10 protein-coding genes, 5 tRNA genes and 1 riboswitch are annotated in these 13,285 nt (G+C 50.7%); of the genes, 3 read left to right on the forward strand and 12 right to left on the reverse strand.

Annotated features, from left to right (window positions below):
• Positions 1–229 precede the first annotated feature (229 nt).
• From AC2JF6_RS01960 to AC2JF6_RS01970, 3 genes are all read right to left on the reverse strand, one after another.
• On the reverse strand, positions 230–877 hold the full coding sequence (locus AC2JF6_RS01960) for a L,D-transpeptidase (protein WP_500729073.1): 648 nt from the start codon (positions 875–877) through the stop codon (positions 230–232).
• A 61-nt stretch (positions 878–938) separates the two neighbouring features.
• A complete protein-coding gene (locus tag AC2JF6_RS01965) occupies positions 939–1,781 on the reverse strand; it encodes an NAD(P)H-hydrate dehydratase (RefSeq protein ID WP_500729074.1) in 843 nt (280 codons plus the stop codon).
• Between the two features lies 1 nt (position 1,782).
• The gene (locus AC2JF6_RS01970) at positions 1,783–3,021 is read right to left on the reverse strand and encodes a serine hydrolase (protein ID WP_500729099.1); all 1,239 of its coding nucleotides are present in this window, start codon (positions 3,019–3,021) and stop codon (positions 1,783–1,785) included.
• 141 nt (positions 3,022–3,162) lie between these two features.
• Between AC2JF6_RS01970 and AC2JF6_RS01975 the strand changes: the two genes are divergently transcribed.
• A tRNA-Leu gene (locus AC2JF6_RS01975) sits at positions 3,163–3,246 on the forward strand.
• Between the two features lie 73 nt (positions 3,247–3,319).
• A complete protein-coding gene (locus tag AC2JF6_RS01980) occupies positions 3,320–3,541 on the forward strand; it encodes a PspC domain-containing protein (protein ID WP_500729075.1) in 222 nt (73 codons plus the stop codon).
• Between the two features lie 121 nt (positions 3,542–3,662).
• Here the strand turns inward: AC2JF6_RS01980 and AC2JF6_RS01985 are convergent, their stop codons facing one another.
• Both AC2JF6_RS01985 and leuS read right to left on the reverse strand, forming a co-directional pair.
• Positions 3,663–5,306: a putative polysaccharide biosynthesis protein gene (locus AC2JF6_RS01985; protein WP_500729076.1), complete on the reverse strand. Its 1,644-nt coding sequence runs from the start codon at positions 5,304–5,306 to the stop codon at positions 3,663–3,665.
• A 95-nt stretch (positions 5,307–5,401) separates the two neighbouring features.
• The gene (leuS, locus tag AC2JF6_RS01990) at positions 5,402–7,816 is read right to left on the reverse strand and encodes a leucine--tRNA ligase (protein WP_500729078.1); all 2,415 of its coding nucleotides are present in this window, start codon (positions 7,814–7,816) and stop codon (positions 5,402–5,404) included.
• Between the two features lie 257 nt (positions 7,817–8,073).
• Here leuS and AC2JF6_RS01995 point away from each other — a divergent pair, with 257 nt between their 5' ends.
• Positions 8,074–8,748, forward strand: a complete 675-nt coding sequence (locus AC2JF6_RS01995; RefSeq protein WP_500729080.1) for a phosphatase PAP2 family protein — start codon at positions 8,074–8,076, stop codon at positions 8,746–8,748.
• Between the two features lie 95 nt (positions 8,749–8,843).
• Here the strand turns inward: AC2JF6_RS01995 and AC2JF6_RS02000 are convergent, their stop codons facing one another.
• The 7 genes from AC2JF6_RS02000 to AC2JF6_RS02030 form a co-directional block, all read right to left on the reverse strand.
• A complete protein-coding gene (locus AC2JF6_RS02000; RefSeq protein WP_500729082.1) occupies positions 8,844–9,611 on the reverse strand; it encodes an NAD(P)H-dependent oxidoreductase in 768 nt (255 codons plus the stop codon).
• A gap of 201 nt (positions 9,612–9,812) precedes the next feature.
• Positions 9,813–11,258, reverse strand: coding sequence for an MDR family MFS transporter (locus AC2JF6_RS02005; protein WP_500729084.1), 1,446 nt, complete (start codon positions 11,256–11,258; stop codon positions 9,813–9,815).
• A gap of 18 nt (positions 11,259–11,276) precedes the next feature.
• Positions 11,277–12,476 (reverse strand): methionine adenosyltransferase, encoded by a 1,200-nt coding sequence (gene metK, locus AC2JF6_RS02010; protein ID WP_500729085.1) that lies wholly within the window; start codon positions 12,474–12,476, stop codon positions 11,277–11,279.
• A riboswitch (SMK box riboswitch) is annotated at positions 12,474–12,556 on the reverse strand. Its footprint overlaps the gene before it by 3 nt.
• 61 nt (positions 12,557–12,617) lie before the next feature.
• Positions 12,618–12,690: transfer RNA gene (locus AC2JF6_RS02015), tRNA-Val, on the reverse strand.
• 4 nt (positions 12,691–12,694) lie between these two features.
• A tRNA-Glu gene (locus tag AC2JF6_RS02020) sits at positions 12,695–12,766 on the reverse strand.
• A gap of 158 nt (positions 12,767–12,924) precedes the next feature.
• Positions 12,925–12,997, reverse strand: a tRNA-Val gene (locus tag AC2JF6_RS02025).
• Between the two features lie 4 nt (positions 12,998–13,001).
• Positions 13,002–13,073, reverse strand: a tRNA-Glu gene (locus tag AC2JF6_RS02030).
• Positions 13,074–13,285: the final 212 nt, after the last annotated feature.

Consider the following 13,285-nt stretch of genomic DNA (forward strand, 5'->3'; position numbering starts at 1 on the left):
TCCTTCATTTCTGGAGGAAGAGACGAGTATTCTACCCGCGGTACCACTCTTATTGATACAAAGTATCCGCTTTTTACTTTACTTAATTAACGGTTAGGCACGCCTTCATGCATTCTCTCCTGCCCGTCTTGCACCGTCTGCGGACTCGCTTAAATGGATCAAACGACTACTACTCCTAACGTCTTTCAAGTCCTGATTATAGCAGGAAAAGGCAGATGAGCCAACTCTTTTAATTATTTTTGATAATTACCTTGGTTCCGGCCGGGATATGTTCCACCATCCAGCGCGAATCAGGCACGCTAAGCCGAACGCATCCGTGCGAACCGGGCTTTACTCCCAATTTCCGCGCTTGTTTAAGATTGTAGGTGCCGTTACTCTTGGTCGGGACGGAGTGGAAGAGGTAGATGTTCTTGTCATCCCAGCTCAACCAGTTGTTTGCGCCCTCGTTTAACTTGGGATTATAAAACGAGTCGCCCCGGTCATGACGAATCTCAAAGGTACCCGTCGGCGTCAGCGATTTGTTGTTCTTGTAAAGGCCGCCACTCGCAATCATCGTGTATAGCGGCTTCTGGTCACGCATAATGTACACGCGGTTGCCCCTGAGCGACACCCGGATTGTCAGGTCATTTTCGAGGTGCTTAACCTTCGGATATGCCCCAGTCTCACTGGACTGGCGCCAATCATAGGGCTTGCGCAAAGTGGACGGGTCCTTGTAGGGCCGGTATGAAGCAGCCGTTTTGGGGGCGGCCGTTTTTGCGGTCGCATCCGACTCATCAGGCCGGGTGGATTCCGCCGGCATGGATACGCGTGCCAAGCTGATCGCACATATTAAAAGAATACAGAAAGCAGTCACAGGCTTTAATAAATTGTTCTTCACGCTAAGTCTACGCTCCTCCCAGTGTGGTGGCTTTATTTTACAACATCACGCGGCTAATTGCTCACTCAGCGTATTTTTTCATTAATTGCGGCAAAAGTCTATTAAGGGCGGTCGGCCGCACAATATACTTATCCCGGGCAATCAGGTCGCCGGCCAAAGAATGGAGGTAAACCGCAGCCAAAACCGTCGCCAGGCTGCTATCAAATTGTGCCACGAAGCCGCCGATGATGCCGGCCAGCGTATCGCCCATGCCACCGATGGCCATGCCGGGATTGCCCAACGGATTAACACTAACCGCTCCCTGCCCGTCATAAACGTGAGTATGGTTGGACTTCAGAACCAAGGTGGCGTTTTGACCCGGGAAAAGCGCGGCCAGGGCCGCCGCATTTGCACTATCCGTTTGAAACGGTATCTTAATCTGACTGAGCCGCTGCCACTCCATCTGGTGCGGCGTAAGAATCACGCGACCGGCTTTTACTGGCGTCAGATTGTGATCCTGCGCCATCAAATCGAGCGCACTGGCATCCGCGACCAGCGTCTGACTGGTCGTTAGTTCACGGCAGAGCATGGTCATAACCTTATGCGCAAACGCGCTCATTCCAAGACCAGGACCGCAGACAACAACGTCCATTTTTTTGATTATCTGCGCAAGATTGCGATCGTGCCAGTCAATGTACATGACTTCGGGGTCACGTGCATGCAAAGCCTGGACGTTGAGCGAGTGCGTCGCCACGGCAACCAGTCCGGCACCGCTATTCAACGCGCCCTCGGCCGCCATAATGATTGCACCGCCGTAGTTCTCGCTGCCGCCAATTAACAGGACCCTGCCGTAATTGCCCTTATGCGTGTTGCTCTGCCGTTTTTTTATGACCCTTGATAATATGTCGCACGGAATTTCTGCCATTTTATCCTCCAAAAAGCCAGCGCCAAAAGCGAATAAGGAAGTTAACCCGCGGCGTCGACTGCAGTGCCTTAGCAGGCAAAAGCAGTCCCTCGGGGCTGTGCAGCGAGATTAGCTTAGAATTGCCCACTTCGAAATAGTAAGAATTAACGGTCTGTCCGCTCTTGACCGGAGCGTCAACCCTGTCCGCAGTCAGACCCACTCTAAGCCGCTGATTGCCTGCAGGCGCCCACACTTCGCTATTTTCCTTCATGCCAATATTGACCTGCCGCTCCTGGCCGTTATGAACGCTCATGCGCGTGTTGCCCATGATTACTTCATTGGCCTTAAAAATAACCGGGCGGTAATTTTTATAAACGTAGCTGAGGAGCCGAGCGGTCTGCTCAAAGCGGGCAGGATCGCTGCCGCCCAGGTGCTCTGCACCCATGACCACCGTGATTAAGCGGGCGCCATCATGCTTGGCCGTGCCAATGAAACAGGCACCGGCCGCATCGGTAGTCCCCGTTTTAAGACCGTCTACGCCCATATCCGGGTGGTACTGCGACAGCCCCTTCAGCATCCAGTTAAAGTTGGTCATGGGTGTCTTAGCCTTTTGATCATCAAAATCAAGGCGGGCAATCGCCGTCGTCTTGATTACCTCCGGGTAGGCGTTGATCAAGTGCTGGCCGACAATGGCCATATCCTTGGCAGACATCTTATTTTCGGCGTTGCCGCTGACGCCCGGATACGAGTCCGTGCCGACGCTCTTGTTCGGCAATCCGCAGCTGGTATAAATCTGTGCGTCATTGATGCCCCATTTTTCCAGCTGCGCGCGCATTTGCCGCACAAAGCCCACCTGCGAGCCGCTCACGGCCTGTGCGAGCATCATGGCGGCACCGTTAGCGGACTCGATTAAAGTTGCCTGGTAGAGCTGCCTGACCGTATAAGAGTGTTCCAGTTTCAGTGGCACATTGGAAAATTCCCGGTTCGAAGCGATAGCAACAATCTGGGGCGTCGGATATATCCGGGTTTCCCAGCCAATTTTGCCTTCATCGACCGCCTTGAGCGTGAGGTAGACGGTCACCAGCTTAGTCATTGATGCGATCGGCAGGGACGCGTTAATATTTTTCCCGTACAGGAGCTGGCCGGTCTTGCTGTCAACGGCGATTGCCGACTTGACGTCCAGATCCAACCGGTCCCTGTGATAATCATCAGGCAGCCCCTGCGCAGCACTGACCTGGACCGGAAGCAGCAAGAGCCCCATAATAAGAGCCAGAACCAGTTTTTTAATTTTTGCCTTCAATGCGCTAAAACCCCTTTCAAAAATATTTTTCAGTTTTTTTGCGTTTTATGCTTTCATTTTACCAAATTTTTGGTATTATTATTACTGTACTGAAAATATTAAGCCCCGATGGCGGAATTGGCAGACGCGCAGCGTTCAGGTCGCTGTTTAGGCAACTAAGTGAAAGTTCGAATCTTTTTCGGGGCATCAATACAAAAAGCCAACCCACAAAGGTTGGCTTTTTTAGTAAATTCATTTAATATCCATGGGGGGAATCATCATGCAAAGGCGTTTGACTAAGTCACGGGATAAAGTTTTAGCGGGCGTTTTCGGCGGTATTGCCGAATATTTTGGCTGGGACAAGGCCTGGACCCGCATCGGTGGCGGCTTCTTAATATTCTCCACCGGTTTTGGCTTGTTCGTCTACATCGTTGCGGCAATCGTGATGCCAGAGCAAGGCAGCCGCGATGATACTCCCAGTGGTGAATTCCATAGGCCCTGATTGTGTAGGACCACGCACCGTGCTACAATATAGTTCCTTGGCAGGGGCAGTGCAAAAAGGCAAACTGGCCGCTTTTGCAAGCAAAAAGCATTATTACTCAATTAAAGTAATAATGCTTTTTTTATGCCTTAATGTGCAGCTTGCGCAAAACAGGAACAATCTTATCACCCAAAATTTTCTGGGCCAGGTTGGACTTAATTGCGGCAAAGCCATAAATCAGCGTGCCAGCACCAACCGCTAATACGACGATAACAAGTGCCTGCCAGCGATTGGTTGGATCTAAGACCAGCCCCAGTGCTTTTTCAAGGCCAATAACACTTACAAACATGACAAGCGAGAAAGCCGTGATGCCGACAAAACGGCGGCTCGTTCGATTCTTATTAAAGTCGTAGGTTACTTCAAGGTGCTTGATCGCCAGGAAAATGATGGCCAGCATGCCCAGGTTGGTCGCAACAAGCGGTCCAAAAACCTTAAACACGTAAATCATGGGGTACTGCGCAAGCAACTTGAACGCCAGGCCCAAAATCAGGTACTTGATTGCTAACCCGTTTTCGGACAAGCCCTGCAGAATTGCCATTAAAACCGTGAACAGTCCCAGCGTTATCGCAGTAAACGAGGATAAGTACAACACGTTGGCTCCCAATTGGTCATAACCGTAAAAGATTGTGTAAACGGGCGTGGCGATTGCCGCCATGCCAAATGCTGCCGGGATCATGACGAACAAAAACAGGTCCAGCGTGTTGCCGACCTGCGCGGAAATCGCGCGAAAGTCGTGCTTGGCGTGCGCTGCAGACAAGAGCGGAATTGCCGTCACCGCCATCGCGCTGGCAAGAGACACGATGATCATGATCAGCTTGTTGGCATTCAGCGCAAACAGCGCGTACCACGTCTCAATCGTGTTGTAGCTGGCGCTCATGACGCTGGCAATCATGGGGTGAAAGGTGTATTGGTCCACCAGGTAGAACAACTGGATGCCCGCATCGATGATGATAAAGGGGATGGCCTGCGCAATAATTTCTTTAAACAGGGCCGCGGTTGAGACCTGAATCTGGTTGTCCGATTCTGCGACTAACTGATTTAAATTCTGCCGCTTCGAGAATAAAAACCAGCCCAGGATCGCAATCCCAAATACCGCACCAATTGCCGCCGCCAGGTTCGACTGAACGACCGCGTCGACAAAGTTGCCGTGCTGCACCTGCATGATGACGTATGCCGTTAAGAGCATCCACAAAACGCGGGCCAGCTGCTCCACAAACTGCGACAAAGCCGAAGGCATCATGTCCGCATAGCCCTGGAAGTAGCCCCGCATGATGCTCAGCATGGGAATAATCAAAATAGCATACGATAGGCTGCGCATAACGGCGACCTGCCTCGGGTCGCTGCGTGAACCGTTTGACGCCAGAAAAGGCGACGCAAAGTACATGACGGCCGCCGAAACGATGCCCAGCAGAACCATTAGGATGAGACCGCGCCGAAACAGCTTGCGGCCAACACCGTATTCATTCAGCGCATTGTACTTGGCAACCTGCTTGGCCACCGCGCCCGGAATCCCCGCAGTTGAAATCAAAATAAAGATACTGTAAATATTATAGCTCCTGGCAGTCAGTGCATTCGCAATGTTGCTGTAGGGCGCCATCCAGTAGAACCACGGGATAATGTACAGTGCACCCAAAATGCGCGAGGTAATGGAGCCAAAAGTCATCCACGCGCTGCCCGTGATGAAGGTATCCTGCGTATTTTGCTTTGTCAACTTGTTTTCTTTCATTAATATTCCCTAAATCTAATGTACTAACTATCTTATTTTGAAGCAAAAATAGTAATTAACAATAAATATATTATCCGCTTTAGGAAAAATTAAGTTTATTTGGCAACAATATTGACAATCTTGTTTGGCACAACGATTACCTTTTTGACTTCCTTGTCGGCCAAAAACTTCTGAACGTGTGAAATAGCCAGGGCCTTTTTCTCCAGTTCTTCCTTATTTTCATCCTTCGGTGCGGTAAAGCTGCCACGCAGTTTGCCGTTAACCTGGACCATCATTTCAACCGTTGCTTCAACCAGTTTTTCCGGATCATAACTTGGCCACTTTGCAAACGTCACTGATTCATCGTGACCGAAAATCTGCCAGATTTCCTCCATCATGTGGGGCGCTATCGGCGCAATCATGGTAATGAACCCCTCTGCGTATATCCGCGGAATGGTCTTAGCCTTTTGGGCCGCATTGACAAAGACCATCAATTGTGAGATTGCCGTGTTAAAGTGCAGCGCATCAAAGTCTTCGGTAACCTTCTTGACCGTCTCGTTATAAACCTTGTCCAGCGTGCCGTCATTTTCATCGACAATATTGGCCTGTGGAATCGCCTTGAGGTCAAGGTCATTGACAAACAAACGCCAGATGCGGTCCAAGAATTTCTTTGTCGACGCCGGGCCATTATCGTCCCAGTCAATCGAGGCATCAAGCGGGCCCATGAACATCTCGTACATGCGCAGACTGTCAGCACCGTACTCATCAATCACGTCGTCCGGGTTAACCACGTTGCCCTTCGACTTAGACATCTTTTCGTGGCCCTTCAGAATCAGGCCTTGGTTGTACAGACGCTGGAACGGCTCTTCGTTAGGCACAACACCCAAGTCGTAGAGCACCATGTTCCAAAAGCGCGCATACAGCAGGTGGCGGACGGCATGCTCGGCCCCGCCGATATACAGGTCAACGGGCAGCCACTGCTTGAGCTTGTCTAGGTCTGCCAATTTATGATCATTATGCGGGTCGATGTAGCGCAGGAAGTACCATGAAGAACCGGCCCAGTTAGGCATCGTGTTGGTCTCGCGCTTGCCCTTGCGGCCGTTTTTGTCAACCACGTTGACCCAATCCTTAAGGTTGACCAGCGGGCTTTCCGGCGTGCCCGACGGCTTGATGTCCGTTGCGTGCGGCAGAACGAGTGGCAATTCGTCCTCCGGAACCAGCGTGGTCTCGCCGTCTTCCCAGTGAACAACCGGTATCGGTTCGCCCCAGTAGCGCTGCCTGCTGAAGTCCCAGTCGCGCAGCTTGTAGTTGACCTTTTTCTGACCCACGTGGTGGTCTTCAAGCCACTCCACCATCTTCTGCTTAGCCTCTTCGACCCTTAATCCGTTTAAAAAGGCGGAATCAACGTGGACGCCATCACCCGTATAGGCCTCCTTAGAAACATCGCCGCCCGCGATGACCGCTCTGATGGGCAAATTAAACTTTTGGGCAAACTCGTAGTCGCGCGTGTCGTGTGCTGGAACCGCCATGACCGCCCCGGTACCATAGCTGGCCAAAACGTAGTCGGAAATCCAAATTGGAATCGCCTGGTCATTAACCGGGTTAATTGCGTACGCACCGGTAAAGACGCCGGTCTTGGTCTTGTTCAGGTCGGTCCGCTCTAGGTCAGATTTGGACTCAATCTGCTTAATGTACTTGTTGACGTCGCCGCGGCGTGCATCCGTCGTAATCTTCTGGACCAGCTTGTTTTCCGGGGCCAGAACCGCATAAGTGGCACCGAACAGGGTGTCAGGCCGTGTGGTAAAGACATCAAATGTTTCACCAGCATCCTTGACCTTGAAGGTCACCTGCGCCCCGACCGAGCGTCCAATCCAGTTGCGCTGCATTTCCTTGATATTTTCCGGCCAGTCGAGCTTGTCCAGGCCGGCAAGCAGGCGGTCAGCATACTTGGTAATGCGCAGCACCCATTGCTTCATGTTGCGCCGGTAGATGGGGTAGCCGCCCCTTTCCGTCTTGCCATCAACAATGTCCTCATTAGCAACAACAGTTCCGAGGTCAGGCGACCAGTTGACCGGGACCTCCGCCTCGTAGGCGAGACCATGCTTGTACATCTGCTCGAAGGTCCACTGGGTCCACTTATAGAACCGCGGATCTGCGGTTGACAATTCCCGGTCCCAGTCGTAGGAAAAGCCCAGCTTGTTGAGTTGACGCTTAAAGTTGGCAATGTTGGCCTTGGTAACAACAGCCGGATCCTGGCCGGTCTGCAGCGCATACTGCTCCGTCGGCAGGCCAAAGGCATCCCAGCCCATCGGGTGCAGAACGTTGTAACCCTGGCTGCGCTTCATGCGCGCCACGATATCCGTTGCGGTGTAGCCTTCTGGGTGCCCCACGTGCAGACCCTTGCCCGACGGAAACGGAAACATGTCCAGCACGTAATAATTTTTCTTCTTCGGGTCAGTGCCCGTTTTGAATGTTTGGTTTTGGTCCCAATACTTTTGCCACTTCTGTTCGACCACCTTGTGATTGTACATTCTTATTCACCTCATAAAAAAAGCCCTATGAAATTCTTCATAGGACGAATAATCGCGGTACCACCTAAGTTTCACGCTGCACGCGTGACTCTTAACGCCCCTTAACGCGGATAGCAAACGCTAGATAACTAACCGGGCTCAGTTCACAATCCATCCTTCAAGCCTCGCACCCACCGGCTCCTCTCTTTGGAAAAATAAAATTGCTACTAATTCCCGACCTTTATTTTTTGACCGATAATGACTATAATTTACCACAAATGCTAAAAAAAACAAAGGGAGAAAGTTATTTGTATACGACACACGAAGAAAAAAAAGACACAATCATCCCGGCGGCCATTTTTGTGGTGCTATATGCGGTCTGGGCCGTCCTCGTTGCCAGCGGTAGTCGGTTCATTCACCAGTTTGACCACACCCTGATCGGGGTCATCTGCAACAACAATCCGGCGGCCGTTAAGTTTGCCACCACGTTTACCAACCTGGGCAACACCAGCGTGATTGTGCTTGAGACCATCATTCTGGTCGTCATCCTGGTCATCTTCAGGAAGTATGCCTACGCGCTCTTCACGGCGGGCACGATGATTGCGGCCAACGGCTACAACTGGATTCTTAAGCATGCGATTGAACGCCACCGCCCACCGGTCCACCACCTGGTACGTGCGGATGGCTACAGTTTCCCCTCGGGCCACTCGGTCGGCAGCGCCGCACTTTTCGGTGTTTTGATTGTCCTAACCATTTTGATAATTAAAAACCGAGCAGCCAAAACGGTACTCTGCATCATCTGGGCCTGCTTCCCGCTGCTGATTGCATACACGCGCGTCTTCAGCCACGTCCACTACCCGTCCGACGTGGTCGGCGGGCTTTTAGGAGGCATCACCTTCGTGCTCATCGGCTATTCCTTTTTGCACCACTTCTACTTCGAAGAACGGTTCTAAATAGGTCATATTAAAAACCAAAAAGATTGCAGTTTTCAACTTATGAAGACGCAATCTTTTTTGCTGCAGCTCATTCGTGTTTTCTGGCTGCAATTTCAACCGGGTTTAACCACATCCAGCAAATCACGCTTTATGTGTTCCTTTAGGATCGCACGCAGGCTAGTTAGCTGCTCCTGGTAGCCAGACGCAAAATTTTGCGGGCGGCGGTCATTGACAAAGCGCCCAGCGTTATTCATCCCCCAAAATTGGGCCGTATCATCGTCGAAGACCTTAAAGGCCTTCATGTACTGGTCCCACAATTGATCGTTTTGGCCGCAGCCATCGCCTACATAGCCCTGGCCCCCGCCCAAATAGCCGCAATTCATAATCGTGTAAAGATGCTTGCCGGCCAGTAGGCCTGCCGGTCCGTTGGGGCCGTCCTTGTAAGCAAAACCCGCCGCAAAGACTTTTTCGATGTAGCCCTTCACAATGCTGATCGGTCCATCGTGCCAGTTGGGATAAGCAAAAACCACGACGTCTGCTTGCCGCACCAATGCCTGCTCCTGGGCCAGGTATGCAGGCGCCTGCCCCAATCCATCCTTGACGTAATAAAATTCAGCAGGGTGTAAAACCGGGTCGAAATTAAGGTCATAGAGGTCACGCAGCTCGACCATCCAGCCGTTTTGTTCCAGGTGCTGCATCGCCGTATTGACCAGGTCATAAGTCAGGCTGTACTTGCGCGGTTCGCCCACGACAAACAGGGCCTTGATGTTATTTTGTCCGCCTTTAAAACCATGCGGGACGTAATTCTGCCGCAATTCCTCAGGTACAATCGTCGCCGACGTTTTTATTTCACCACTTAATATTTTTTTGATTTGCTCCATCGCAGCTGCCTCTTTCTACTCTCCTGTTTCAATATAGCACAAATTTCTGTGTCCATGCATTAATGGCCACATCCTGACCCAATTATATTTGCAGGCTGTTGTGCCCGCCAATCAATTAGAAAAAACTGCCACCCTAAATTTACCAAAAAGAATCCGCCGGTGTGCTATCACATCAGCGGATCCTTTTTATTTAAGATATTTTTATTGCCGTTTTTTATACGTAAAATTGAAAACAAACGAAATAAGGATTGCTACAAGGGAGACCACGTAAACGCCCTTCAATGCACTGAATAGAACTTGCCGCAGCTGCGGAATCAAGTTAGCAGCTAATTCTTGGGCCTTCGCCGCCGAAACAATTTTATTCATCATGCCTTGGGTCAAATTCGGATGCCCGGCTAACTGACTTGCAACAACCGTGTTGAAGGTAATGCCGTAAATCGAGACCATCATCGTCTGCCCCAGGTAGCGCATCAGCGTGTTAAAGGACGTTGCAACACCGATGTTAGCGGTCGAAACCAAAACCTGGGAACGCACCTGCGAGGCGGTCAGGATGGAACCAAATGCAATACCATTCATCGCTGCAATGATGCAGAAGACCCAGAACGGCGTGTGGAGCGGCACGACGAGGAGCATGCAGTCCGCGGCCAAAAGCAGGGTGAGCATGCCGTTAAAGGTTCTGCGCACGCCCCAGCGGCTCAGCATCCCGCCGATGAGGAAGGAACCGACCACCCACATGACCGAGCTCGGCGTGACCGCAAAGCCGGCCAAAGTGGCTGACGTTCCCTTGATCCCCTGCATCCACGTGGGAATATAAAATTCAAAACCGATGACTACACCGGCAATCAGCAGGGTAATCATGTTAAGCGCAAGGAACTCTCTGCCCTTGAGCATCGACAACGGCATTATCGGGTCCTCTGCGCGCTTTTCTTCGTGATAGAAGATGACTGCACTGACGACTACGACTGCAGCTAGAACGAGCAGAATGAGCGGACTGAGCGTGCTCAGCTCCTGCAGGGTGAACATCAGGGTCAAGAGTAAAACAACCAGCCAAAATGTCCCCTTAACGTCCAACTTGGCCTTCTTCTTGGTCTTAGGCTCGTTTAGGAATACCATGACCAAAGCCAGGGCAATTAGACCAATCGGAACGTTGATGTAGAAGACCCAGTGCCAGGACAGCTGCTGAACAATGAAGCCCCCGAGCAGCGGCGCAATAACTGACGCAACACCCCAAAAGCCGGAGTTTAGTCCCAGCATCTTGGCGCGCTTATGCAGCGGATACATGTCGGCAATGATGGTCATCGCCACCGGCTGCACCGCACCGGACCCGAGGCCCTGAATGACCCGAAAGAGGATTAATTCAACCATGTTGTTGGCTTGTCCGCAAAGAGCCGAACCGATGACAAACAGGACAATGCCGAACAAGAACACCGGCTTGCGGCCAATGCTATCGGCTAACTTCCCGTATAGCGGGGTCGAAACAGCGGTCATAAACAAAAAGATTGAAACAACCCAATTCATGATTTCCAGGCCGTTGAGGTCTGAAACAATCGTCGGCATCGCCGTTGAAACGATTGTCCCTTCAATTGCCGTCATAAACGTTGTCATGAAGATTGCAACCGTCACTACCGCCACATTCGTTTTTTTCAAAATTACCGCTCCCCCAAATTACTTGTTTTTCTTGATAAAATCCAAAAGCGCCTGAACCTGATCGGTCTGCTCCCAGGGCAAATCAATGTCGGTCCGACCAAAGTGACCGTATGCTGCTGTCTGTTCATAAATCGGGCGGCGCAGGTCAAGCATCTTGATAATGCCTGCTGGACGCAGGTCGAAGACGTGACGGACTGCGCGTGTTAACAACTCATCGCTGACCGTTCCCGTCTTTGTGGTATCAATCATGATTGATACCGGGTTAGCAACGCCGATTGCGTAAGCGAGCTGAACTTCGCAGCGGTATGCTAAACCGGCCGCCACGATATTCTTGGCCACGTAGCGAGCCGCATAACTGGCACTGCGATCGACCTTAGTCGGATCCTTACCCGAAAAGGCGCCACCACCGTGACGGGCATAACCCCCGTACGTGTCAACGATAATCTTGCGACCGGTAAGACCGGCATCCCCTTTGGGCCCACCAATAACAAAGCGCCCAGAAGGATTGATTAAATACTTCGTCTCAGCATCCAGGTACTGAGATGGGATAACCTTCTTAACCGCTAAATCAATCATTGCCTGCCGAATTTCATCGTTAGGTACTTGTGCGGTTGTTTGAGTTGAAATCAGCACGGTATCAACGCGCTTTGGTCTGTTATCGTCACCGTATTCAACGGTCACCTGGGCCTTAGCATCGGGACGCAGCCACGACAGCGTGCCCTCCTTGCGCAATTTTGCTACCTGCCGCATTAGGCGGTGGGCCAGCGAAATCGGCAGCGGCATTAATTCCGGCGTTTCCTTGATGGCAAAGCCAAACATCAGCCCCTGGTCACCTGCCCCAATTTGATCCAGTTGATCCGTCTTTGTCGCCTTTTCACGGACTTCAAGCGAATTGTCGACTCCGTCTGCAATATCAGGCGACTGTTCGTCAATATCGATCAAGACGGCACAGTTATTGCCATCAAAGCCAAGCTCCGGCTTGTCATAACCAATCCGCAAGACTGTGTTACGCACAATCTGCTGGATATTGACGTAGGCACTGGTCGAAATCTCACCAAAAACATAGACCAGACCCGTAGTTACGATTGTCTCGCAGGCTACGTGAGCAGTCGGATCCCGGGCAATAATTGCATCTAAAATCGCATCAGAAATTTGGTCAGCTATTTTATCCGGATGACCCTCAGACACCGACTCTGAAGTAAATAAACGTTTTTCCATAATAGTCCCCCTCTATAGACAATTGCTATTCGGTTACCAGGCATCTCCACTAGTGGATCCTCTCAGGACTTAAACCGATTAAGAAATTTATTCGTTCTTTTTATAAAAAAAGACTACCGTAATCCGGTAGTCTTAGAACGATGGAGGATATAGGGCTCGAACCTATGACCTCCTGCTTGTAAGGCAGATGCTCTCCCAGCTGAGCTAATCCTCCAAAGTGACCCGTACGGGATTTGAACCCATGTTACCGCCGTGAAAGGGCGATGTCTTAACCACTTGACCAACGGGTCGTGTTAGCAAATCAAAAGCACATTCAATAGTATACCTGATGAATAACAAATTGCAACAATTATTTGCCAAAAAATAAAATTTCTTGGTTGCGTCAATATGCTCATTATATTTTTCAAAAACAAAAAGAATGAAGTAACCTTCATTCTCTTCCGGGTTATGGAGGATATAGGGCTCGAACCTATGACCTCCTGCTTGTAAGGCAGATGCTCTCCCAGCTGAGCTAATCCTCCAAAGTGACCCGTACGGGATTTGAACCCATGTTACCGCCGTGAAAGGGCGATGTCTTAACCACTTGACCAACGGGTCGTGTTAGCAAATCAAAAGCACATTCAATAGTATACCTGATGAATAACAAATTGCAACAATTATTTGCCAAAAAATAAAATTTCTTGGTTGCGTCAATATGCTCATTATATTTTTCAAAAACAAAAAGAATGAAGTAACCTTCATTCTCTTCCGGGTTATGGAGGATATAGGGCTCGAACCTATGACCTCCTGCTTGTAAGGCAGATGCTCTC

The sequence above is a fragment of the Lactobacillus sp. XV13L genome (assembly GCF_059900875.1).

Coding starts and splice junctions, on each gene's coding strand:
- AC2JF6_RS01965 (WP_500729074.1), bottom strand. CDS start 1,781: ATGGCAGAAATTCCGTGCGACATATTATCAAGGGTCATAAAAAAACGG.
- AC2JF6_RS01995 (WP_500729080.1), top strand. CDS start 8,074: ATGCTAAAAAAAACAAAGGGAGAAAGTTATTTGTATACGACACACGAA.
- AC2JF6_RS02000 (WP_500729082.1), bottom strand. CDS start 9,611: ATGGAGCAAATCAAAAAAATATTAAGTGGTGAAATAAAAACGTCGGCG.
- AC2JF6_RS01985 (WP_500729076.1), bottom strand. CDS start 5,306: ATGAAAGAAAACAAGTTGACAAAGCAAAATACGCAGGATACCTTCATC.
- AC2JF6_RS01980 (WP_500729075.1), top strand. CDS start 3,320: ATGCAAAGGCGTTTGACTAAGTCACGGGATAAAGTTTTAGCGGGCGTT.
- leuS (WP_500729078.1), bottom strand. CDS start 7,816: ATGTACAATCACAAGGTGGTCGAACAGAAGTGGCAAAAGTATTGGGAC.
- metK (WP_500729085.1), bottom strand. CDS start 12,476: ATGGAAAAACGTTTATTTACTTCAGAGTCGGTGTCTGAGGGTCATCCG.
- AC2JF6_RS01970 (WP_500729099.1), bottom strand. CDS start 3,021: ATGGGGCTCTTGCTGCTTCCGGTCCAGGTCAGTGCTGCGCAGGGGCTG.